Annotated in this window: 16 protein-coding genes; 4 read left to right on the forward strand and 12 right to left on the reverse strand. The window is 69.8% G+C overall.

The window, feature by feature from the left end; translation table 11 throughout:
* Positions 1-15: 15 nt before the first annotated feature.
* From E5P3_RS28700 to gtdA, 7 genes are all read right to left on the reverse strand, one after another.
* Positions 16-933 carry an acyl-CoA thioesterase gene (locus tag E5P3_RS28700; RefSeq protein ID WP_162589058.1) on the reverse strand — a complete coding sequence of 306 codons (918 nt, stop codon included), beginning with the start codon at positions 931-933 and terminating at the stop codon, positions 16-18.
* Between the two features lie 121 nt (positions 934-1054).
* Positions 1055-2401 carry an FAD-dependent oxidoreductase gene (locus E5P3_RS28705; protein WP_162589059.1) on the reverse strand — a complete coding sequence of 449 codons (1347 nt, stop codon included), beginning with the start codon at positions 2399-2401 and terminating at the stop codon, positions 1055-1057.
* Positions 2402-2524: 123 nt separating this feature from the next.
* On the reverse strand, positions 2525-3484 hold the full coding sequence (locus E5P3_RS28710; RefSeq protein WP_162589060.1) for a Bug family tripartite tricarboxylate transporter substrate binding protein: 960 nt from the start codon (positions 3482-3484) through the stop codon (positions 2525-2527).
* Between the two features lie 150 nt (positions 3485-3634).
* Positions 3635-4603, reverse strand: coding sequence for a Bug family tripartite tricarboxylate transporter substrate binding protein (locus tag E5P3_RS28715; RefSeq protein ID WP_162589061.1), 969 nt, complete (start codon positions 4601-4603; stop codon positions 3635-3637).
* Positions 4604-4646: 43 nt separating this feature from the next.
* The gene (locus E5P3_RS28720; protein WP_162589062.1) at positions 4647-5876 is read right to left on the reverse strand and encodes a 3-hydroxybenzoate 6-monooxygenase; all 1230 of its coding nucleotides are present in this window, start codon (positions 5874-5876) and stop codon (positions 4647-4649) included.
* Between the two features lie 31 nt (positions 5877-5907).
* The gene (locus E5P3_RS28725; protein WP_162589063.1) at positions 5908-6612 is read right to left on the reverse strand and encodes a fumarylacetoacetate hydrolase family protein; all 705 of its coding nucleotides are present in this window, start codon (positions 6610-6612) and stop codon (positions 5908-5910) included.
* A gap of 74 nt (positions 6613-6686) precedes the next feature.
* A complete protein-coding gene (gene gtdA, locus E5P3_RS28730) occupies positions 6687-7757 on the reverse strand; it encodes a gentisate 1,2-dioxygenase (protein WP_162589064.1) in 1071 nt (356 codons plus the stop codon).
* 132 nt (positions 7758-7889) lie between these two features.
* On the opposite strand from gtdA, the gene E5P3_RS28735 reads away from it, so the two are divergent.
* The 4 genes from E5P3_RS28735 (at position 7890) to E5P3_RS28750 (ending at position 17171) form a co-directional block, all read left to right on the forward strand.
* Positions 7890-8804 carry a LysR family transcriptional regulator gene (locus tag E5P3_RS28735; RefSeq protein ID WP_162589065.1) on the forward strand — a complete coding sequence of 305 codons (915 nt, stop codon included), beginning with the start codon at positions 7890-7892 and terminating at the stop codon, positions 8802-8804.
* Between the two features lie 46 nt (positions 8805-8850).
* Positions 8851-9300, forward strand: coding sequence for an acyl-CoA thioesterase (locus E5P3_RS28740; protein WP_068684809.1), 450 nt, complete (start codon positions 8851-8853; stop codon positions 9298-9300).
* A 120-nt stretch (positions 9301-9420) separates the two neighbouring features.
* The gene (locus E5P3_RS28745; RefSeq protein WP_162589066.1) at positions 9421-14922 is read left to right on the forward strand and encodes a HAMP domain-containing protein; all 5502 of its coding nucleotides are present in this window, start codon (positions 9421-9423) and stop codon (positions 14920-14922) included.
* Positions 14907-17171 (forward strand): response regulator, encoded by a 2265-nt coding sequence (locus E5P3_RS28750; RefSeq protein WP_162589067.1) that lies wholly within the window; start codon positions 14907-14909, stop codon positions 17169-17171. The genes E5P3_RS28745 and E5P3_RS28750 overlap by 16 nt, the downstream gene beginning before the upstream one ends.
* Before the next feature lie 9 nt (positions 17172-17180).
* Here the strand turns inward: E5P3_RS28750 and E5P3_RS28755 are convergent, their stop codons facing one another.
* The 5 genes from E5P3_RS28755 to E5P3_RS28775 form a co-directional block, all read right to left on the reverse strand.
* A complete protein-coding gene (locus E5P3_RS28755) occupies positions 17181-17543 on the reverse strand; it encodes a response regulator (RefSeq protein WP_162589068.1) in 363 nt (120 codons plus the stop codon).
* A gap of 100 nt (positions 17544-17643) precedes the next feature.
* Positions 17644-18921, reverse strand: a complete 1278-nt coding sequence (fahA, locus tag E5P3_RS28760; RefSeq protein WP_162589069.1) for a fumarylacetoacetase — start codon at positions 18919-18921, stop codon at positions 17644-17646.
* Positions 18918-20237 carry a homogentisate 1,2-dioxygenase gene (gene hmgA / locus E5P3_RS28765; protein WP_162589070.1) on the reverse strand — a complete coding sequence of 440 codons (1320 nt, stop codon included), beginning with the start codon at positions 20235-20237 and terminating at the stop codon, positions 18918-18920. The genes fahA and hmgA overlap by 4 nt, the downstream gene beginning before the upstream one ends.
* A gap of 10 nt (positions 20238-20247) precedes the next feature.
* Positions 20248-20469, reverse strand: coding sequence for a DUF2783 domain-containing protein (locus tag E5P3_RS28770; protein WP_162589071.1), 222 nt, complete (start codon positions 20467-20469; stop codon positions 20248-20250).
* The gene (locus E5P3_RS28775) at positions 20466-22127 is read right to left on the reverse strand and encodes an FAD-dependent oxidoreductase (RefSeq protein WP_162589072.1); all 1662 of its coding nucleotides are present in this window, start codon (positions 22125-22127) and stop codon (positions 20466-20468) included. The genes E5P3_RS28770 and E5P3_RS28775 overlap by 4 nt, the downstream gene beginning before the upstream one ends.
* Positions 22128-22149: the final 22 nt, after the last annotated feature.

The following is a 22149-nucleotide window of genomic DNA, read 5'->3' on the forward strand; positions in this document are numbered from 1 at the left end:
CGAAGGGCCGGATCCTCAGATCGGTGCAGCGCCGCCGCTGATGGACCAGGGGCTGCCTTCGGGCAGGACGCGGATCATCCCTTCCTGTGCCGTCGAGGCCACCAGGCGACCCTCGCGAGTGAACAGGCTGCCCCGGCACAGCCCCCGGGCGCCGCCCGCGCTCGGCGAGTCGATCACGTACAGCAGCCAGTCGTCCATGCGGAAATCGCGGTGGAACCACATCGCATGATCGAGGCTGGCCGGGCGCACGCGGCCGCTCATGAAGCTGAGGCCGTGGGGCAGCATCGAGGCGCGCAGCAGACCGTGGTCGGACGCATAGGCGAGCAGTGCGCGGTGCACGACCGGATCGTCGGGCAGCGGCGCGATCGCGCGCATCCAGAGCGCGGCCTGCGGCGGTCGTGGGGCCGGCGTCAGCAAGTCGTCGGGATCGACCCGGCGGTATTCGATGCCGTGCGGCGCGAGCGCGGCGTTGCGCCAGCGCTCCGGCAGCCGGTCGCCGAGCGCGCGGCGCTGTTCCACTTCGTTCAGCAGGCCTTCGGGACCGGCCTGCTCGGGCATCGGCAACTGGTGCTCGATGCCCTCGTCCACTGTCTGGAAGGAAGCCGACATCTCGAAGATGATGCGATCGCGCTGGCGCGCCACCACATGCCGCGTGGTGAAGCTGCGGCCGTCGCGCACCCGATCGACCGCATACTCGATGGGCGCATGCTCGCCGGGCAGCAGGAAGTAGGCATGCATCGAATGCACCGGGCGGTCGGCGGCCACCGTGCGGCTGGCGGCCACCAGCGACTGGCCCAGCACCTGGCCGCCGAACACGGCCGGCGTGCCGATGTCCTCGCTCTGGGCGAGGAAGCGGTCATCGCCCAGCGGCTCCAGCCGCATCAGGTCTACGAGTTCGCCGACGAGTCGGGCGGCGGTGGCGGGATCGGTCATGGGGCAGCGTGTCGCGGACAAGAGATCCGGCAACGATAGCAAAGAGCCTGCCCGCCAGCTGTCCCCGGGCTGTCAGAAGGCGTGAATGAATCCGGACATGGCGGGCTCGTTCACACCTTCTTCAGCGGTCGAGGTCGGCGCCGTCGTTCGCCAGCGCCTTCTGCAGCGCCGCCACATCGACATCGGCGAAGCGCGAATCGCCCAGCGAAGCCGCCGCCGTGCCGGCCGCCTGCCCCATCACGAAACAGCCGCCGCTCGCGCGCGCGGCCGACTGGCCCTCGTGCGTCATCGAGGCGCAGCGGCCGGCCACCAGCAGGTTGTCCACGCCGCGCGGCACCAGCATGCGCCACGGCAGCTGGTTGTAGGTGCGCTGCTCGTCGCGCGGGAAGGCCCACTCGATCCTGCCCGCGGCGTGCATCTCCATCGGCCAGGCGTTGATGCCGATGCTGTCGTCGAAGCGCGCCGAGGAGAGGATGTCCTCGCCCGAGAGCGCATACAGGCCCTCGATGCGCCGCGTCTCGCGGATGCCCACCTGCGGGGCGATCTCGACAATGGCCGACTGCTCGAAGCCCGGCACCTCGGCCTTGAGAAAGCGGAAGTACTCGCCGATCTGGCGCCGTCCCTCGACCTCGCCCTCGCTGAGCTCGCGCGCGTCCACGCCGTTCATGGCATCGCCCCTGGCGTTGCGGATCTGGGTGACGTTGGCGCGCCATTCGCGCGGATCGATCTGCGGCCGGAGGATCGCGCCCTCGCGCGGAAAGCGGTAGGCCCCGGGGCTGCGCTCCAGCGCCTTCGCCATCAGCTCGTTGATGGCCTTGAACTCGCCCACAGCGGCCAGCGCGCGCGGCGCGTCCACATGGCCGACGCGAAACATGGTGGAGGGAAAGAGCCCGCTGCCGTGCCCGTCGCCGACCGCGAAGGGCACGCCCGCGAAGGCGGCCACGTCCGCGTCGCCGCTGGCGTCGATGAAGGCGTTGGCGCGGATCGCGACGCGGCCGGACTTGGTCTCGACAGCCAGCGCGGCAATGCGCGCGCCGTCCATCACCACCGCCGCGGCCAGCGCGTGGAACAGCAGCTCGACGCCGGCATCGAGCAGCAGCGGGTCGGCCGCGCACTTGTAGACCGAGGTGTCGTACGAGCGCACGCGGATGCGGCCCTGCATGCCATCCTGCGGCTTGTTGAGCCCGCCCATCGCGTCCATGCGCGCCAGCAGCTCGTCGACCACGCCATGCACCAGCTGCGTCATCTCGCCGCCGCGCTTGCCGTAGAGGCCGGCGAAGTTGGTCACCCCACCGGCCGTGCCCATGCCGCCGAGGAAGCCGTAGCGTTCCACCAGCAGCGTGCGCGCGCCGTGGCGCGCCGCGCTCACCGCCGCGGCCAGGCCGGCAGGGCCGCCACCAACCACGATCACGTCGTATTCGCCGAAGACCGGCAGTTCGCGCGCAGGTTCACGAAGGGTCGAATTCATCTGATGCCTCGATGGGGTCGGGTCTTTCGGGGGAACACCGCGGAACCGGCTTTGCCGGGCCGCTGGTGTTGCCCCCGGTGAGGGGGTGGGCGGCTACACGAAGTGAGCCAACCTGGGGGAGAGCTATTGGATCTTGATTCCCTGCGTGGAAATGATCCTGGTCATCACGGCCGCCTCTTCCTTCACGCGCGTGCGCATGCCCTCGGGCGAGGTGCCCACTGCCTGCCAGCCCTGCTCGAACAGCTTCTGCCGAACCTCGGGCGACTTCATCACCACGGCCAGCTCGCGCGTGATGCGCTCCTGCGCCGCCTTGGAGAGATTGGCGGGGCCCAGCAGCGCGGTCCAGACCTCGAGGTTGAAGTCCTTCACGCCGGCATCGGCCAGCGGCGGCAGTTCGGGCACCAGCGCGCTGCGGCCGCTGGTGACGCCGATGGCCTTCACCTTGCCGGCCCTGACCTGGGGCATGGCGATGCCGGGAGGAATGAGCGCCATCTGGATCTGGTTGCCGATCAGGTCGGTCATGACCTGCGGGTTCCCCTGGTAGGGCACGTGCACCGCCCTCAGGCCCGGCACGCGGCTCTTGAGCAACTCCATGCCCAGGTGGCCGACGGAGCCGACGCCCACCGAGCCGTAGCTCCACTGGTCGCCACTCTTACGGCCGGCCTCGAAGAAGGCGGCCCCCGTGGGCAGGCTGTTCTGCGCCACCAGCACCAGCGGGGCGGTGGTCAGCAGCGAAAGATAGGTGAAGTCTTTGCCCGGGTCGTAGGGCAGCTTCGGGTAGAGCACCTTCGACGAGGTCAGGTTGCCGTTGATCACCACGCCGAGGGTGTGATCGTCGGTCGCCTTGGCCACCTGGTCGGCCGCGATGTTGCCCGAGGCGCCGGGCTTGTTGTCGACCACGATCGGCTGGCCCAGCGCCTTGCCCAGCGGCTCGGCGATGGTGCGAGCGGCGATGTCGGGCGTGGAACCGCCGGGGAAGCCCACGACCAGCCGCACGGGCTTGGTGGGCCAGGTGGCCTGGGCGGCAGCGGCCAGCGGAAAGACGCAGGCGGCGATCAGGAGGGCACGTTTTGAAGCTTGCATGTGGAGACAGTGAAATGGATGAGGAACCTTTGAGGATACGTGCCCCATTCCCGGCATACCGCGGAACCGGCTTTGCCGGGCCGCTGGTATGGCCCCCGGTCGGGGGTGGGCGGCTACACGAAGTGAGCCAACCTGGGGGCGAGCAACATTTCACTCGAGGCTGATGTTCCCGCGCCGCACCAGCTCGCCGTAGACCTTGGACTTGGCCTCGGCCTGGCGCCGGATCTCCTCGGGCGACCAGGCCAGCGCCTCGAAGGCGAAGGTGTCGAAGCGGGCGCGGATATCGGGGTCGGCGATGACCTTGGCGACGTCCGCGTTGATCTTCGCCTGGATGGCCGGCGGCACGCCCTTGGGCGCGAGCAGCGAGACGAAGGAAGTGACCTCCAGGCTGGCGGGGCCGCCGGCCTCGGCCATGGTGGGCACGTCGGGCATCTGCGGGACGCGCTTGGGCGTTGCGACCGCGATGTAGCGCAGCTTGCCGGCCTTGTAGACCCCCTGGCTCGAAGGGATGCTGGCGAAGGCCCACGGCACCTCCCCCGAGCCCACGTTGGTGTAGAGCTGCGAGACCTCGCGGTAGGGCACGTGCTGCATCTGCACGCCGGTCAGCGCCTCCAGTTGCTGCGCGCCCAGGTGCCCCGGGCTGCCCACGCCCCAGGAGCCGTAGCTCAGCGGGGCGGCCTTGGCGGCGGCGATCAGGTCGCTCATGTTCTTCCACTTCGAGTCGGTGGGCACCGCGACGAAGAAGGGCGTGCGGAACAGCGACGCCACCGGGTCGAAGTGCTGCAGCGTCACGAAGTTGCGCGACTTGTACAGGTGCGGCAGGGCCGCGACGTGTTCGCTGTCGAGCTGCAGCAGGGTGTAGCCGTCAGGGGCCGCGCGCCGGGCCTGCTCGATGGCGATGAAGCCGCCGCCGCCGGGCTTGTTGTCCACCACCACGCGCTGGTTCCACAGGCGGCCGAGCTTGTCGGCCACCAGGCGCAGCACCGCGTCGGGCCCGCTTCCGGCCGCGAAGGGCGTGACCAGGGTGACGGGCTTGCCGGGGTAGTCGGATTGCGCCGCGGCGCCGGTGGCGAACAGCACGGCGGCGAGACCGGCGATCAGCGGCAGGAAGGATTTCATGAGGGCTTTGTCTCCGTGGATGTCATTGAAAACGGCGTGCGGCTCAGGCCGCTGCGCGCTGCGCGTCGGCAAGACACGCCGCGGGGTTCCACGCGTACAGCCATTCGACGGCATCGTAGAAGCGTTCCGGCGTGCGGCCGGCCCACAGGCTGTTGCGCACCAGACGCTCCACGCCCTTGGCATGGTAGAGCCGGCCCATCTCGCGCACCGACAGCACGACGCGCGCGGTACGCGCCACGCGCGCCGACGCATAGAGCCGGAACGCCGCAGGCAGGTCGAAGTCGCTGGCCTCGACGGCGGCGCCCAGCGTCACCGCGTCCTCGAGCGCCATGCAGGCGCCCTGCGCCAGGTACTGCATCATCGGGTGGGCCGCGTCGCCCAGCAGCGTGGCCGGGCCCTGGCTCCAGTTCGCGACCGGATCGCGGTCGGCCGTACTCCAGCGGCGCCAGGAGGTGGGCCGGTCCAGCAACTGGCGCGGGCGCGCATGCACGCCCTCGAAATAGGAGAGCACCTCCTCCTTGCTGCCGTCGGTCACGCCCCATTCCTCGTCGTAGCGGCTGTGGAAGGTCACGACCAGGTTGTACAGCTCGCCATGGCGCAGCGGATAGTGGACCAGGTGGCAGTTGGGGCCGGCCCAGACCACGGGCGCGTTCCAGCGCAGGTCCTCGGGCATGTCGGCGGCCGGCACCACCGCGCGGTAGACCACGTGGCCCGAGACGCGCGGCGCGTCGCCGATCAGCTTGCTGCGCACCACTGACTTGACGCCGTCGCAGCCGACGATGGCGTCGGCCTGGAAGCGCCGGCCGTCGCGCGTGACCGCCACTACGCCGTGCTGGCCGCCCTCGCCGATGTCGACCGTCTCGACCTGCGCCGAGGTGTGGAAGCGGATCAGCGGATGCTGCTTCACCGCCTCGTGGATCGCGCCATGCAGGTCGGCGCGGTGGCTCACCGCATAGGGGTTGCCGAAGCGCGCGCGGAAGGCCTCGCCGACCGGGACGGAGGCGACCTCGCTGCAGTCGACCGCATCCATCATCACCAGCCGGTCGGTGAACACCGCGCCGCGGCGCACCGCCTCGCCGACGCCCAGCGCGTCGAGCGCGGCGAAGGCGTTGGGGCCGAGCTGGAGACCGGCGCCGATCTCGCCGATCGCGGCGCTCTGCTCCAGCAGCTCGATGGGCATGCCCAGCCGCGCCAGCGCCAGCGCTGCCGCCAGGCCGCCGATGCCGCCGCCGACCAGCAGCACGGAGGGCTTCTCTTGTCGAGGGGTGCTCATCGTGTTTGTCTCCCGCGGATGAAACAGGACCTCAATCCACGCGCACGGAGATGGGATCGAGGCCGTCGATGCGCACGCTCATGGTCTGGCCGCGCTGTACCGCGCCCACGCCCTCGGGCGTGCCGGTGAAGATCAGGTCGCCGGGCTGCAGCGCGAACAGCGTCGAGAGATTGGCGATCACCTCGTTGACCGACCAGATCAGGTTGCGGATGTCGCTCTTCTGGCGCGTCTCGCCGTTCACCTCCAGCGTGATCGCGCCGCTGTCGATCTCGCCCGCGTCCGCGCGCCTGCGCACCGGCCCGATGGGCGCCGAGAAGTCGAAGGCCTTGCCGATCTCCCAGGGCCGGCCCTGCTCGCGCATCCTCATCTGCAGGTCGCGGCGCGTCATGTCCAGGCCGACCGCGTAGCCGTAGATGTGCTTCGCGGCCTCTTCCACCGCGATGTCGCGGCCGCCCTGGCCGATCAGCACCACCAGCTCGGCCTCGTAGTGGTAGTTGGCGGTCTGGCCCGGGTAGGGGATGCCCACCGTCTCGCCGGCCGGCACCGGCACGACCGAGGCATCGTCGTTGGGCTTGCAGAAGAAGAAGGGTGGCTCGCGGTCGGGGTCGAAGCCCATCTCGCGCGCATGGGCCGCGTAGTTGCGGCCGACGCAGTAGACGCGGCGCACCGGGAACAGGTCGGACGATCCGACGATGGGGAGGCCGACGGTGGCCGGCGGCGTGACGACATAGGACATGGAAGCTCCCGCCGCAGGGCGGCACGTGGTTCAGGGAAAAAAGAAAAAAGGCTTGCCGCGCGGACGGCGCGATGTCAGGCGTCCTGCAGGAAGGCCTCGCGCAGCACGCCCATGGCGAGCTGCACCGGACGGTCGGAGAAGCTGAACAGCACGGCGTCCTCCGCGGCCGAAAGGCGCAGCGGCGCCCACGAAGGCACCACGAAGGTGTCGCGCGGGCCGAAGTCGAAGCGCTGGCCGCCGATCTCGGCCGTGCCGCGCCCTTCGACCACGCTGTAGACCGTACCGTCGGTGGCGCGGTGCGTCTTGCCCGCAAAGCCTTTGGGCAGCAGCTGCAGGTTCGTGCCGATGGTGGGCATCGGCGCGCCGCCGGTCAGCGGATTGACATAGCGCAGCTTGTGGCCCAGCCAGGCGTCGGGCGCCTCCTGCTTCTGCAGTTGGGCCAACGCCTCGCGGCTGCGCGCATAGGGGTAGTTGAAGATGGGCGAGGTGGGCGCGACATGGTCGTGCCGCACCGGCACCATGTTGTGGCCGAAGCGCGCCAGGCTGTTGCCTTCGGGCCGGGCGACGTGTTGCACCTTGGCATCGTCGTTCTCGGCGAAGCCGGCGTCGAAGAAGCGCAGCATCGGAATATCGAGGCCGTCCAGCCAGACCACCGGCTCGACCACGCCCTCGATGCCCTCGTTGCCGTGGTCGTGCCAGGCCCAGGAGGGCGTGATGATGAAGTCGCCCGGGAACATCGTGGTGCGCTCGCCGCCCACCGTGGTGTAGGCGCCCTTGCCATCGACGATGAAGCGCAGCGCCGACTGCACATGGCGGTGCGAGGGCGCGATCTCGCCGGGCATGATCAGCTGCAGGCCGGCGTAGAGCGACTGGGTGATCGAGGAGCGGCCGGGGATCGCCGGGTTCTCCAGCACCAGCACGCGGCGCACCGCTTCCTCGGCCGTGATGAGCGCGGCGGATTCCATCAGCAGCGGGCGGATCTCGTCGTAGCGCCAGAGCGCGGGCACGCAGGGCGTCTGCGGCTCGCGCGGCACCAGGGCATGCAGCGATTCCCACAGCGGCGTGAGGTTCAGCGGGCGGATGCGTTCGTAGTAGTCGCGGCGCTGGGCGGCGTCGCCGCTCGCGGCCTTGGGGGCGGTGTTCATGGGGGTGTCTCCGGGCGCGTCCTGCGCCTCGTGGCCGATTGTTCGCCCGGACCACTATTTCCTCAAGACCTGTGGCCAATACTTCGGATCATGTTTTTCGATAATGGGCTCCCGCCCCCCGAAGGAAGACCCATGGCCAAGCTCGATCTCGAATGGCTCGCAGTGTTCGACGAGATCTACAAGACCGGCAGCGTCTCGAAGGCCGCCGAGCGCCTCGGCCTGGCGCAGGCCGCGGCCAGCACCATGCTCAACAAGCTGCGCGCGCACTTCGACGACCGGCTGTTCGCGCGCACCGCGCAGGGCATGCTGCCCACGCCCTATGCGCAGCGCATGCTGCCGCACGTGCGCGAGGCCCTGTCGCAGATCGAACAGGCGCACGGCAGCCGCAGCAGCTTCGACCCCGCCAGGGCGCAGCGCAACTTCCGCATCTGCATGACCGACATCAGCGAGGTGGTGCTCCTGCCCGGCCTGCTCGACCACCTGCGCCGAAACGCCCCCGGCGTGCATATCGAGACCGAGATCATCTCCACCGACAGCGGCCGGCGGCTGGCCGATGGCGAGGTGGATCTTGCGGTGGGCTTCATGCCGCAGCTGGACGCGGGCTTCTACCAGCAGACGCTCTTCATGCAGAACTTCGTCTGCCTGGCGGCGCGCAACCACCCGCGCATCGGCGAGCGGCTCACACGCAAGCGCTTCGAGGCCGAGGCGCACGCGGTGATTTCGTCGTCCGGCACCGGCCACGCCATCGTGGACAAGACCATCGCGCGCCTGGGCCTGAAGCGCGAGGTGGTGGTGGCGCTGTCCAGCTTCCTGAGCGTGGCGCGTATCGTGGCCCACACCGAGCTTGTCGTGATCGTGCCGCGCATCCTCGGCGAGGTGCTGGCCACGCAGGAGCCGGTGAAGCTGCTGGAGCCGCCCTTCGCGCTGCCTCACTACGCGGTCAAGCAGCACTGGCACGAGCGCTTCCACGCCGATCCCGGCAACGCCTGGCTGCGGCGCACGGTGGCGGACCTGTTCGGGACGGGCAAGGCCACGGCCCTCGCATAATCGCCGCAGTTCCGCCTTCCCTTTTTCTTCACCGCCGAGGCTTCCCATGACCAGCATCACCCTGCGCTTCCTCGCCGAGCCCAGCACCGTCAACTTCGGCGGCAAGGTCCACGGCGGCACCGTCATGAAATGGATCGACGAAGCGGGCTACGCCTGCGCGACCACCTGGTCCAAGCGCTACTGCGTGACGGTGTTCATCGGCAGCATCCGCTTCCACCATCCCATCATGATCGGCGACCTGGTCGAGGTCGACGCCCGGCTGGCCTACACCGGCACCAGCAGCATGAACATCGTGGTGGAGGTGCGCAGCGGGGACATGAAGGGCGGCGAGATGCAGAAGACGGCCGAATGCCTGATCGTCTTCGTCTCGGTCGACTCGCACGGCCGGCCGCTGCCGGTGAGCGCATACACCCCGGGCACGCCCGAGGAAGCGGTCCTGGCCGAGCGGGTGCGGGTTCATCTCACCGCCTCGCGCGCCGCGTCCGGCCAGAGCTAGCCTGGGCGCGCCAGCCGCGCGGCCCGTTTGTGCGATCTGTCTGACGCGGGTTCAGGACGGCGGTCGATACACTGCCCCGCACCAATCGAGTTTGCCGCTGCTCAAGGCCGGAGGAAATTGATGAACGTCCTGGACCAACCCCTCGCGACCGGGTCGCTCGAGGAAATGGCCATCCTGCTCGACGCGCTGACCCGCTTTCGCAAGGGCGACGCCGAGATCCGCCTCCCCCAGCACTGGACAGGCCTGTCCGGCAAGGTGGCCGATGTCTTCAACGACGTGGTCGAGCAGAACGCGATGCTGGCGGCCGAACTGGTCCGGCTGCGCCAGGTGGTCGGCAAGCAGGGCCAGCTCAAGCAGCGCGCGGCGCTGTTCGAGACGCGGGGCTTCTGGGGCGAGTCGATCGAGTGCGTCAACGCGCTGATCGACGACCTGGTGCATCCGACCACCGAGGTCGCGCGCGTGATCGGCGCCGTGGCCCAGGGCGACCTGTCCAAGAGCATGGCGCTGGAGGTGGACGGCCGGCCGCTGGAGGGCGAGTTCCTGCGCACCGCCAAGACCATCAACAAGATGGTGGAGCAGCTCGGCAACTTCTCCGCCGAGGTGACGCGGGTGGCGCGCGAGGTCGGCACCGAAGGCAAGCTGGGCGGCCAGGCCAAGGTCAAGGGCGTGGCCGGCACCTGGAAGGACCTGACGGACTCCGTCAACTCGATGGCCGGCAACCTGACCGACCAGGTGCGCAACATCGCCGACGTGACCACCGCCGTGGCCAAGGGCGACCTGTCCAAGAAGATCGACGTGGACGTGAAGGGCGAGTTCCTGACGCTGCGCAACACGATCAACACCATGGTCGACCAGCTTCGCTCCTTCGCCTCGGAGGTGACCCGGGTCGCCCGCGAGGTGGGCACCGAGGGTTCGCTGGGCGGCCAGGCGCGGGTCGAGGGCGTCTCGGGCACCTGGAAGGACCTGACCGATTCGGTGAACTCGATGGCCGGCAACCTGACCTCGCAGGTGCGCAACATCGCCGACGTGACCAAGGCGGTGGCCGCAGGGGACCTCTCCAAGAAGATCACGGTGGACGTGAAGGGGGAAATCCTCGAGCTGAAGAACACCGTCAACACCATGGTGGACCAGCTCAATTCCTTCGCCGCCGAAGTGACGCGGGTGGCCCGCGAGGTGGGCACCGAAGGCAAGCTGGGCGGGCAGGCCGACGTGCAGGGTGTCGCCGGCACCTGGAAGGACCTCACCGAGTCGGTCAACTTCATGGCCGGCAACCTGACCAGCCAGGTGCGCAACATCGCCGACGTGACCAAGGCGGTGGCCGCGGGCGATCTCTCCAAGAAGATCACGGTGGACGTGAAGGGCGAGATCTCCGAGCTGAAGAACACCATCAACACCATGGTGGACCAGCTCAATTCCTTCGCCGCCGAGGTGACACGCGTGGCCCGCGAGGTGGGCACCGAAGGCAAGCTGGGCGGCCAGGCCGACGTGCAGGGCGTGGCCGGCACCTGGAAGGACCTCACCGAGTCGGTCAACTTCATGGCCGGCAACCTGACCAGCCAGGTGCGCAACATCGCGGAGGTGACGACCGCGGTGGCGGCGGGCGACCTCTCCAAGAAGATCACGGTGGACGTGAAGGGCGAGATCTCCGAGCTGAAGAACACCATCAACACCATGGTGGACCAGCTCTCCTCCTTCGCAGCCGAAGTGACGCGGGTGGCGCGCGAGGTCGGCACCGAAGGCAAGCTGGGCGGCCAGGCCGACGTGCAGGGCGTGGCCGGGACCTGGAAGGACCTCACCGACTCGGTGAACTCGATGGCCGGCAACCTGACCGACCAGGTGCGCAACATTGCCGACGTGACCACCGCCGTGGCCAAGGGCGATCTCTCCAAGAAGATCACGGTGGCCGTGAAGGGCGAGATCCTGGAGCTGAAGAACACCGTCAACACCATGGTGGACCAGCTCAATTCCTTCGCCGCCGAGGTGACGCGCGTGGCCCGCGAGGTGGGCACCGAAGGCAAGCTGGGCGGCCAGGCCGATGTGCAGGGCGTGGCCGGGACCTGGAAGGACCTCACCGACTCGGTGAACCTGATGGCCTCGAACCTCACCTCGCAGGTGCGCAACATCGCCGACGTGACCAAGGCGGTGGCCGCGGGCGATCTCTCCAAGAAGATCACGGTGGACGTGAAGGGCGAGATCCTGGAGCTCAAGGCCACCATCAACACCATGGTGGACCAGCTTTCCTCCTTCGCCGCCGAGGTGACGCGGGTGGCGCGCGAGGTCGGCACCGAAGGCCGGCTGGGCGGGCAGGCCCAGGTGCGCGACGTCTCCGGCACCTGGAAGGACCTCACGGACAACGTCAACTTCATGGCCGGCAACCTGACCGGGCAGGTGCGCGGCATCGCCAAGGTGGTGACGGCCGTGGCCAATGGCGACCTGCAGCAGAAGCTGATGGTGGAAGCCAAGGGCGAGATCGCGGCCCTGGCCGAGACCATCAACAGCATGACCGACACGCTGGCCACCTTCGCCGACCAGGTGACGACGGTGGCGCGCGAGGTGGGCGTCGAGGGCAAGCTGGGCGGCCAGGCCAAGGTGCCCGGCGCCGCCGGCACCTGGAAAGGCCTGACCGAGAACGTGAACCAGCTGGCCGCCAACCTGACGACCCAGGTGCGCGCCATCGCCGAGGTGGCGACCGCCGTGACGCAGGGCGACCTGACGCGCTCCATCACGGTGGAAGCGCGCGGCGAGGTCGCGGCCCTGAAGGACACGATCAACGAGATGATCCGCAACCTGAAGGACACCACGCAGAAGAACACCGAGCAGGACTGGCTCAAGACCAACCTGGCCAAGTTCAGCCGCATGCTGCAGGGGCAGAAGGACCTGCTGACGGTGGGGCAGCTGATCCTCTCCGAGCTGGCGCCCGTGGTGGGCGCGCAGCAGGCGGAGTTCTACATGCTGACCACCAACACGGCCACGCCGCGGCTGAAGCTCTTCGCCAGCTACGCCTCGGGCGGCCAGGCGGTGCATGGCAAGGAAATCGACCTGGGCCAGGGCCTGGTCGGCCAGTGCGCCGTCGAGAAGACCAAGATCCTGCTGACCAACGTGCCGAGCACGGCCTTCCGCATCGCGACCGGCCTGTCCGAAGGCGCGGCCATGGACGTGATCGTGCTGCCGGTGATCTTCGAGGGCGAGGTGCGCGGCGTGCTGGAGCTGGCATCGCTGGAGCGCTTCAATCCTTCGCACCAGGCCTTCCTGGACCAGTTGACCGAGTCGATCGGCATCGTGATCAACACCATCTCCGCCAACATGCGCACCGAGGACCTGCTCACGCAGTCGCAGTCGCTGGCCGAGGAGCTGCAGAGCCGCCAGCAGGAGCTGCAGCAGACCAACGAGGCGCTGCAGGAGAAGGCGCGGCTGCTGGTCCACCAGAACCAGGAGGTGGAGCGCAAGAACCAGGAGGTGGAGCAGGCCCGCCAGGCGTTGGAGGAAAAAGCCGAGCAGCTCGCCCTCACCTCCAAGTACAAGTCCGAGTTCCTGGCCAACATGTCGCACGAGCTGCGCACGCCGCTCAACAGCCTGCTGATCCTGTCGGACCAGCTGTGCAAGAACAGCGAGGGCAACCTGACGGCCCGGCAGGTGGAGTTCGCCAAGACCATCCACCTCTCGGGCAACGACCTGCTGATGCTGATCAACGACATCCTGGACCTGTCGAAGATCGAATCGGGCACGGTGGCGGTGGAGCTCAGCGAACTCAGGCTGGACGACCTGCAGCGCTCGGTGGAGCGCAGCTTCCGCCACGTCGCCGAGGCCAAGCACGTGGACTTCGACATCCGTTCCGCGGGGCCGCTGCCCGAGACCATCGTGACGGACGTCAAGCGGCTGCAGCAGATCATCAAGAACCTGCTGTCCAACGCCTTCAAGTTCACGCACCAGGGCTCGGTGGCCATGACGGTGTCCGCAGTCGACAGCGGCTGGTCCGCCGACAACGAGAGCCTCAACCGCGCCGGCCGGGTCATGGCCTTCTCGGTGGCCGATACCGGCATCGGGATTTCCGCGGACAAGCAGCAGATCGTGTTCGAGGCCTTCCAGCAGGCGGACGGCTCGACCTCCCGCAAGTACGGCGGCACCGGGCTGGGCCTGGCGATCAGCCGCGAGCTGGCACGGCTGCTGGGCGGCGAGATCCGGCTGGTGAGCGCGCCCGCGCAGGGCAGCACCTTCACGCTGTACCTGCCGCAAAGCTACAGCTTGCCGCGCGGCGCCCGCCTGGGCCGCCCGGCGGCGTCCGGGCCGGACCGGGTTGCCGAGGCCCGCAGCGAGGTGCGCAAGCCGGCGCGCCTCGCGCTGCCCGCCGCCGAGCCCGCGCCCGCGCCGCATGTCGAGCCCGAGGCCACGGCCGAGTTGCTGTCCTCGCTCAACATCGCCGAAGACGATCGCGACAACATCCTGCCGGGCGAGAAGGTGCTCCTGGTCGTGGAGAACGACCTCGGCTTCGCCAGGATGCTGCTGCAGGCGGCGCGCCGCGCCGGCTACAAGGGCCTGGTGAGCGCCAGCGGCGCGGGCGCCCTGGCGCTGGCGCGCGACCACCGGCCGATGCTCATCACACTGGACATCTACCTGCCCGACATGGAGGGCTGGCGCATCCTGGAGCGCCTGAAGGCGGACCTGGCGACGCGGCACATCCCGATCTGCGTGGTCTCGACCGACGACTCGCGCGAGCGCGCGATGGAGTCCGGCGCCGTCGGCTTCCTGGCCAAGCCGCTGCAGTCGATCGACGAGGTGGACGCGGCACTGGCGCAGTTGAACCGCTTCGTCGAGGCCGCAAGCCGCAAGCTGCTGGTCGCGATGCAGCCGGCCGCCCTGCGCGACAGCTATGTCGCTGCCCTGCCCCACGGCGACATCGAGATCGTGATCGCGGAAAGCGCCGATGCGGCCCGCCGCGCGCTGGCGCTGTACGACATCGACGCGCTCGCGACCGATGGCAGCCTGGACGGCCTCGGCCGCCGGGACGTGGCCGAGTTCGTCGAGGGCCGCCCTGCGGCCCTGCGGCAGCTGCCGGTGCTCCTCTACAGCCCCGCTCCCGGCGACCCGGTGCCCGGCTGGGAGCGCGGTCCCGGCGGCGCCGTGATGCGGGTCGCCGACTCCCTGGAAGCGCTGATCGACGCTACCGCCTTCAGCCTGCATCGCGGCATGGCCCGGATGTCGGAGCGCGAGCGGCGCGCGGTGGAGGCGACGCACCAGGCCTCCGGCTCGCTGGCGGGCCGGAAGGTGCTGATCGTCGACGACGACATGCGCAACATCTTCGCGCTGGCGGCCGTGCTGGACGCCCAGGGCATGGCCGTCGTGTCGGCCGAGAACGGCCGCGACGCGATCCGCCTGGTGAAGCAGGACGCCTCCATCGACATCGTGCTGATGGACATCATGATGCCGGAGATGGACGGCATGCAGACCATGCGCGAGCTGCGCAAGCTGCCGCGCGGCAAGCAGTTGCCGCTGGTGGCGCTGACGGCCAAGGCCATGAAGGGCGACCGCGAGAAGTGCATCGAGGCCGGCGCCTGGGACTACCTGTCGAAGCCGGTCGACACGGCCTACCTGCTGATGGTCCTTCGGGGATGGCTGTGCAAATAAACGAACCCGTCACGCCGCCGGAGGATGCTGACCCCGACCTCGATCCTGCGGCCGGCCAGGAGAAGGCCGACATCCTCGTGGTGGACGACCTGCCCGAGAAGCTGCTGGTGTTCCGCACCGTGCTCGAGGAGCTGGGCCAGAACCTGGTGCTGGTGCGCTCGGGCGCCGACGCGCTGCGCGAGATCCTGCAGCGCGAGTTCGCGGTGATCCTGCTGGACGTCAACATGCCCGGCATCGACGGCTTCGAGACCGCGACGCTGATCCGCCAGCACCGCCGCTGCGCACACACGCCGATCATCTTCATCACCTCCTACGCCGACGAGATGCAGACCGCGCGCGGCTATTCGCTGGGCGCGGTGGACTACATCCTGTCGCCGGTGGTGCCGGAGATCCTGCGCAGCAAGGTCTCGGTCTTCGTCGCGCTCCACCAGATGCGGCGCCAGGTCCGGCGCCAGGCCGACGCGCGTGGCGCGGTCATGGCGGCGCAGGCGGCGCGCCGCGTCGCCGAGGAGAACGACCGGCGCTCGGCCTTCCTGGCCCATGCGAGCCGGGTGCTCAGCGGCTCGCTGCAGGTCGGGGTCGCGATGAAAGAGCTCGCCGAGCTGCTGGTGCCCGAGCTGGCGCCGCTGGCCCTGGTACTGCTGGCCGACCCCGACTTCGGCGCCGGCGAGATGGTGGCCGCGGCCCAGGCCCCGGGCGCGCAGCTGCAATTGTCGACCGGCCCCGAGGCGCGCCTGGACGAGCGCCTGCGGGCTGCGCTGGGCGGCGCGGTGCGGGAGCGGCAGGCCGTCCGCCTCGACGAGGCGGCGCTGGCGGCGCTCACGCCCGCTGCCTTCGGTTTGGCCATGGGGGGCGGCGCCCCCTTCCCGCCGCTGCGCTCTGCGCAGGCGGTGCCGCTGGCCTTCGGCGAGCGCGTGCTGGGCGTGGTGCTGATTGCCCGCAGCGACGCGGGCGAGCGCGGCGCCGCCGAGGCCGGCCTGCTCGAGGAGCTGGCCGCGCGGGCGGCGACGGCTTTCGAGAATGCGCGCCTCTACCTCGTGCTGCAGCGCGAGATGCTCGAGCGGCAGGCCGCGCAGGAGGAGCTCCAGCGCACCAACCAGCGCAAGGACGAGTTCCTCGCGATGATGTCGCACGAGCTGCGCAACCCGCTGGCGCCCATCCACACCGCGGTGCAGGTGATCCGGCGCGTCGCGGCGCCGCTTCCCAAGGTGGCCTGGGCCCTGGACATCGCCGAGCGGCAGCTCAAGCAGCTGACCCGCCTGATCGAGGAGCTGCTGGACGTGGCGCGGATCAGCCAGGGAAAGATCGTGCTGAAGCACGAGACCCTGGACCTGAACACCGTGGTCGCCCAGAGCGTGGAGACGGTGCAGCCCTTCGTCGACGGCCGCCGCCAGGCCTTGCGGGTGGTGGTGCCGCAGCAGCCGGCGTGGCTGCTCGGCGACATGGCCCGGCTCACGCAGGTGATCGCCAACCTGCTGCACAACGCCGCCAAGTACAGCCCCGAGGGCACGCGCATCGAGCTGGTCTCCTGGCTGGAGGAGGAAGACGTCGTCCTCTCCGTGCGCGACCAGGGCATCGGCATCGATGCCGAGCTGCTGCCGCGCATCTTCGATCTTTTCGCGCAGGGCGAGCGCGGCCTCGACCGCGCGCAGGGCGGACTGGGCGTGGGCCTCACGCTGGCGCGGCGGCTGACGGAGATGCATGGCGGCCGGCTGGAGGCATACAGCGAAGGCCGGGACCGCGGCTCCGAGTTCAGGCTGCGGCTGCCGCGTGTCGGGGCGGTGCTGCCTGCCGAGGCGGTGCCGCTGCTGCAGGCCGCGGTGGCGTCCCGCAGTGAGTCCCTGCGCATCCTGGTCGTCGACGACAACCACGACGCGGCGACCGTCATCGCCACGATGCTCGAACTGGAAGGCCATGCGGTCCGCACCGCCCACGACGGGCAGGAGGCGCTCAGCGCGGCCATGGCGCACAGCCCCGTGGTGGTGGTGCTGGACATCGGCTTGCCGCTGCTCGACGGCTACGAGGTCGCGCGCCGCATCCGCGCCATGCCCGAGCTGGCCGGCGCCCTGCTGATCGCGGTGACGGGCTACGGACAGAGCGAGGATCGAGAGACTGCACTCGGCGCGGGCTTCGACCGCCACTTCGTCAAGCCGGCCGATCCGGAAGCCTTGCTGGGTTGCATCAGGGAGTGGTCCGGGCAGCGTTCTCCGGGCAAGGCCGGGAACCGGCAGACCTCCGCCGCCGCGTAGCGCCCGGCCCTACCGGGCGGCAGAAGGCACGAGGATGCGGTCCAGGACGTCGAAGTCGATGGGCTTCTGCAGGTGGTGGTCGAACAGACCCGGCGCGGCGGCATCGCCCGCGTCCTCCTTGCCATAGCCGGAGATGGCCACGAGCAGCAGGGCCTTGTCCCCCGCGTCGGCACGCATGCGCCGCGCGAGCTCCGCGCCCGAGAAGTCCGGCAGGACCAGGTCGACCAGGGCCGCATCGAACTCCGTGGCGGCGGCAGCGTCCATGGCTTCCTGCGCGCAGTAGCTGCAATGCACCTCGTGATCCTGCAGTGTCAGCAGCTCGCGCAGCAGATCGGCCGCAGCCTTGTTGTCGTCGACGATCAGCACATTCACGGCAAGATTTCCCAAATTCAACGCGCCCCAGTATCGGCAGCCGACGGGGGAATGCGCGTAGGAGAGGGCCTCGTCCGGCCGCAGCCGCGGGCTGGGGCGCTCAAGCGCCCGCCGGCTCGACCGTCGCGCTGACCTCGCCCAGCCCGATGCGCACCGCGCCGTCGCGCTCGCACCAGCCCCGCAGGGTCAGGGTGTCACCGTCTTCGAGGAAGCTGCGACGCTCACCGTTGGGGAGCTGGATGGGTTGCTTGCCGCCGAGTGTGAGCTCCAGCAGCGAGCCGGCTTCGTCGGGCTTCGTTCCCGAGAGCGTCCCCGAGCCCAGCAGGTCGCCGGCCTGCAGGTTGCAGCCATTCACCGTGTGGTGCGTGACCAGCTGCGCCGGCGTCCAGTAGGCGGCCTCGCGGGCGTTGCCGCGCGTGAGGCGCACGGGCGCCTCGCCGGCTTCGCGCATGCCGGCGGTCTGCAGCCAGGCTTCCAGCACGATGTCGAGCGCGCCCGCGGCGCGATTGGCGGGCGCATCCAGGTACGCCAGGGGCTGCGGATCGCCGGCCGGGCGCTCGAAGGGCGCGCGGAAGGGGGCGAGCGCCTCCACGGTGACGATCCAGGGCGACAAGGTGGTGGCGAAGTTCTTGGACAGGAATGGGCCCAGCGGCTGGTACTCCCAAGCCTGTATGTCGCGTGCCGACCAGTCGTTGAGCAAGGTGACGCCGAAGAGGTGCGCCTCGGCATCCGCGATGGCGATGGGTTCGCCCAGCGCGTTCCCCTGGGCGACCAGGAAGCCGAGCTCGAGCTCGTAGTCGAGACGTTTCGAGGGCCCGAAGGTCGGGGCAGCGGCATCGGGCGCCTTGGTCTGGCCCTGGGGGCGCTTGAAGCGTTGGCCGCTCACGCAGATCGAGGAGGCGCGGCCGTGGTAGCCGATGGGAACCCACTGGTAGTTGGGCAGGAGCGGCGCGTCGGGGCGGAACAGGCTGCCCACGGTGCGGGCGTGGTGGATGCCGGTGTAGAAGTCGGTGTAGTCGCCGATGCGGCAGGGCACCGCCATCTCGACGGCCGACTGGGCCAGCAGGGCCCTGGCCCACTCGCCGGCCTGCGCGCTGCCTTCGGCCAGCCCGGCGGAAATGGCGGCGCGCAAGGTTTGGCGGTCGGCCGGGCTCTTGGCCATCAGCACGTTCATGTCGTCGGTGTGGATGAGCCCGGTGGCCTTCAGGTCGAGCACCTGGTCGCCGATGGCGACGCCGATGCGGAAGGCCTCGCCGCTGCCGGCGGGCCGGAAGCGGCCGTAGGGCAGGTTCTGGATCGGAAAATCGCAAGCAGCCTGGTTGGCGGATGCGACCCAGCTGCGCAGCTGGGGGTCGTGGGTGGCGTTCAGTGTGGTCATGGCTTGAATCGGTCCTGCAGGCCGGCCCAGCAGTCGGCGTAGTCGTTGTCGAGCGCCGGGCTCTGGAGGGCCCAGGCGGTGGGGATGAAGCGGTAGCGGCTCTCGAACATGAAGGCGAGGGTGTTGTCCAGCTTCTGCGGCTGGAGGTCGGCGCCGCTGGCTTTCTCGAAGGCCTCCTCGTCAGGTCCGTGCGGCACCATCGCGTTGTGCAGGCTGGCGCCGCCGGGCTTGAAGCCGCCCGGCTTGGCGTCGTACTCGCCGTAGACCAGGCCCATGAACTCGCTCATCAGGTTGCGGTGGTACCAGGGCGGGCGGAAGGTGTCTTCCGCCACCAGCCAGCGCGGCGGGAAGATCACGAAGTCGCAGTTGGCGGTGCCGGGCGTGTCCGAGGGCGAGGTCAGCACGGTGAAGATCGACGGGTCCGGATGATCGAAGCTGATCGAGCCGATGGTCATGAAGTGGGCCGTGTCGTACTTCACCGGCGCAAGGTTGCCGTGCCAGGCGACCACGTTGAAGGGCGAGTGCGCCATCGGCGCGCGCCACAGGCGGCCGGCGGATTTCTTGACGAGCTCGTAGGCCCCGGCCTCGCTCTCGAAGGCCGCCACGGGAGCCTGGAAGTCGCGCGCGTTCGCCAGGCCGTTGGAACCGATCGGCCCCAGCTCCGGCAGGCGGAACTGCGCGCCGTAGTTCTCGCAGACGTAGCCGCGCGAGGGGCCCGCGCCAGCTTCCGAATCGGGCAGCGCGACCTTGAACACCACGCCGCGCGGCAGCAGCGCGATCTCACCGGGCTTGAGGTCGAGCACGCCCATCTCGGTGGTGATCACCAACCGGCCCTGCTGCGGCACGACCAGCAGCTCGCCGTCGGCATTGACGAAGGCGCGGCGCTGCATCGACTTGCTCGCAAGATAGACATGCGCCGCCACGCCGCACTGCGCCTCGGCGTCGCCATTGGCAGCCACGGTGTGCATGCCGTCGACGAAGTCGGCCTCGGCGCCCGTGAAGGGCAGCGGGTGCCAGCGCATGGGCTCGGGCGCCAGCGCGATGCCGCGGTCGGGGCCGGTCTGCCAGGTGGGCTGCGCATAGGCCTCGTAGCGGCCCGAAACCACCGAGGGCTGGCGACGATACAGCCAGCTGCGCCGGTTCTCGTGGCGCGGCGCGGTGAAGGCGGTGCCCGAGATCAGCTCGGGGTACAGGTCGAAGGGCGCGCGCTGCGGGCTGTTGCGGCCCTGCGGCAAGGCGCCGGCGACGGCCTCGCTCGCGTACTCGTTGCCGAAGCCGCCTTGGTAGCGGCGCTCGGCGGCGGATTCGTTGCTCATGGTGTCCTCATCAAGTGCGGGGTGTGTCGCCCCGGGGGGGTTGCGTCGCCGCCGCGAGCGCGCGCTTCAGCACGGCCAGCGAGCCGATGTGGTTGGCCAGCACCAGTACCAGGCGCGCATTGAAGGCGTGGCTTTCCTCGGTGCTCAGGCCTTCGTGCGCCGCCAGCAGGGCCTCGTAGAAGTCGTCGGGGGCGTCCAGGTTCGGGGCGGTGATCAGCTCGTCCTTCTTCATGCGGGGCTCCTCGTGCCCTTGGCCAGGGCCCGGTCGCAGGCCTCGCGCAACGCCTGCGCGCCGGGCGCGCGCCAGCGGGCGCAGACATGCTGGTCGGGCCGCAGCAGGTAGACAGTGCCCGGCCGCGCGTCGTAGCGCTGCGCGGCGAGCTCGCCCTCCCCGCAAGCGGCCACGCGCACGACGTGCAACGGCCGGTCGGCCTCGGCGATGGCCGCAAGGCTGCGCTCCGCCGCCTCGCCTTCGCCGAAGACCAGTGCGGTGAAGCAGCCGGGTAGCGCGCGCAGCAGCCAGCCGGCGCTGCCGTCGGCACGCACGATGGGCGCGTCGGCAGCCGGCGCGCCGGGCACCATCGTGCCTTCGAAGGTATCCACGTCGGGCGTGTTGAGCGGCGAGCCGTGCAGGGTCGTCGGGACCGAGAGCCGGCCGCTGTTGACCAGGGCGCGGGCGAAGGGCTGGGTCTTCGACAGCTCGAGCACCGCATCGCGGAACAGGCGGCTGACTTCGCTCTTGGGCGTGATGAAGTCGGTGGCGCGGGTGGAGTTGCGGATGTTCTCGTCGGCGGCGTACTCGCGCTCGCTGCCGTAGCTGTCGAGCAGCGGGTCGGAGGCCTCGCGCTTCACGACGGCAGCGAGCTTCCAGGCGAGGTTGTCGGCATCCTGCACGCCGGAGTTGGCGCCGCGCGCGCCGAAGGGCGAGACGCCGTGCGCCGAGTCGCCGGCGAACAGCACGCGGCCGTGGCGGAAGCGCTCCATGCGCTGGCAGGCGAAGGTGTAGACGCTGGCCCAGCCGATGCTGAACTGGACACGCTCGAAGCCGATGCTGTCGAGCAGCGCACGCACCCGCGGGATGATGCGCTCGTGCTTGCGCTCCTCCACCGGGTCGGCGTCCCAGCCAAGCTGGAAGTCGACGCGCCACATGCCGTCGGCCTGCTTGTGCAGCAGCACGCTCTGGTTGGGATGGAAGGGCGGGTCGAACCAGAAGCGGCGCTCCGTCGGCAGGTCGGCGTCCATGCTGATGTCGGCGATCAGGAAGCGGTCGCGGAACACGCGGCCCTTCGCCTCCTGGCCCAGCAGCTGGCGCAGGTTGGAGCGCGAGCCGTCGCAGGCCGCGACGTAGTCGGCGGCGAGCCGGTAGCTGCCCTCTGGCGTCTCGACCTGCAGCAGCACGCCGTCGGCGCCGTTGTCGATGCCCACCACCTTGTTGTTCCAGCGCAGGTCCACCAGCGGCAGCTCGGCGGCCCGCTCCGCGAGGTAGCCCTCGACGTAGTACTGCTGGAGGTTGATGAAGGCGGGCCGCTCATGGCCGGTCTCGGGCAGCAGGTCGAAGCGGTAGACCTGCTCATCCCTGAAGAAGACCTTGCCGACATTCCACGACACGCCCTTGGCCACCATGCGCTCGCCGCAGCCCAGGCGATCGAAGATTTCGAGCGTGCGCTTGGCGAAGCAGATGGCGCGCGAGCCGGTCGAGAGGGTGCAGTCGTTGTCCAGCAGGACGACCGGCACCTGCTGCTGGGCGAGGTCGATGGCGAGCGCGAGGCCCACAGGGCCGGCGCCGACCACCACCACCGGATGGCGCGCGGGCGTGGCGGCGTCCTGGTCGGAATGGCGGCGGTAGTCGAAGCGCAGCGACTGGTAATCGACGGGAGCGGTTGCGTCCACGGTCTTGTCTCCGTAGAGATAC

This window comes from Variovorax sp. RA8 (assembly GCF_901827175.1).
GTDB lineage: Bacteria > Pseudomonadota > Gammaproteobacteria > Burkholderiales > Burkholderiaceae_C > Variovorax.

What these genes read in the sequence shown, in the direction of transcription:
- E5P3_RS28700 (WP_162589058.1), bottom strand. Translation starts at nt 933, where the DNA reads ATGACCGATCCCGCCACCGCCGCCCGACTCGTCGGCGAACTCGTAGAC.
- E5P3_RS28705 (WP_162589059.1), bottom strand. Translation starts at nt 2,401, where the DNA reads ATGAATTCGACCCTTCGTGAACCTGCGCGCGAACTGCCGGTCTTCGGC.
- E5P3_RS28710 (WP_162589060.1), bottom strand. Translation starts at nt 3,484, where the DNA reads ATGCAAGCTTCAAAACGTGCCCTCCTGATCGCCGCCTGCGTCTTTCCG.
- E5P3_RS28715 (WP_162589061.1), bottom strand. Translation starts at nt 4,603, where the DNA reads ATGAAATCCTTCCTGCCGCTGATCGCCGGTCTCGCCGCCGTGCTGTTC.
- E5P3_RS28720 (WP_162589062.1), bottom strand. Translation starts at nt 5,876, where the DNA reads ATGAGCACCCCTCGACAAGAGAAGCCCTCCGTGCTGCTGGTCGGCGGC.
- E5P3_RS28725 (WP_162589063.1), bottom strand. Translation starts at nt 6,612, where the DNA reads ATGTCCTATGTCGTCACGCCGCCGGCCACCGTCGGCCTCCCCATCGTC.
- gtdA (WP_162589064.1), bottom strand. Translation starts at nt 7,757, where the DNA reads ATGAACACCGCCCCCAAGGCCGCGAGCGGCGACGCCGCCCAGCGCCGC.
- E5P3_RS28735 (WP_162589065.1), top strand. Translation starts at nt 7,890, where the DNA reads ATGGCCAAGCTCGATCTCGAATGGCTCGCAGTGTTCGACGAGATCTAC.
- E5P3_RS28740 (WP_068684809.1), top strand. Translation starts at nt 8,851, where the DNA reads ATGACCAGCATCACCCTGCGCTTCCTCGCCGAGCCCAGCACCGTCAAC.
- E5P3_RS28745 (WP_162589066.1), top strand. Translation starts at nt 9,421, where the DNA reads ATGAACGTCCTGGACCAACCCCTCGCGACCGGGTCGCTCGAGGAAATG.
- E5P3_RS28750 (WP_162589067.1), top strand. Translation starts at nt 14,907, where the DNA reads ATGGCTGTGCAAATAAACGAACCCGTCACGCCGCCGGAGGATGCTGAC.
- fahA (WP_162589069.1), bottom strand. Translation starts at nt 18,921, where the DNA reads ATGACCACACTGAACGCCACCCACGACCCCCAGCTGCGCAGCTGGGTC.
- hmgA (WP_162589070.1), bottom strand. Translation starts at nt 20,237, where the DNA reads ATGAGCAACGAATCCGCCGCCGAGCGCCGCTACCAAGGCGGCTTCGGC.
- E5P3_RS28770 (WP_162589071.1), bottom strand. Translation starts at nt 20,469, where the DNA reads ATGAAGAAGGACGAGCTGATCACCGCCCCGAACCTGGACGCCCCCGAC.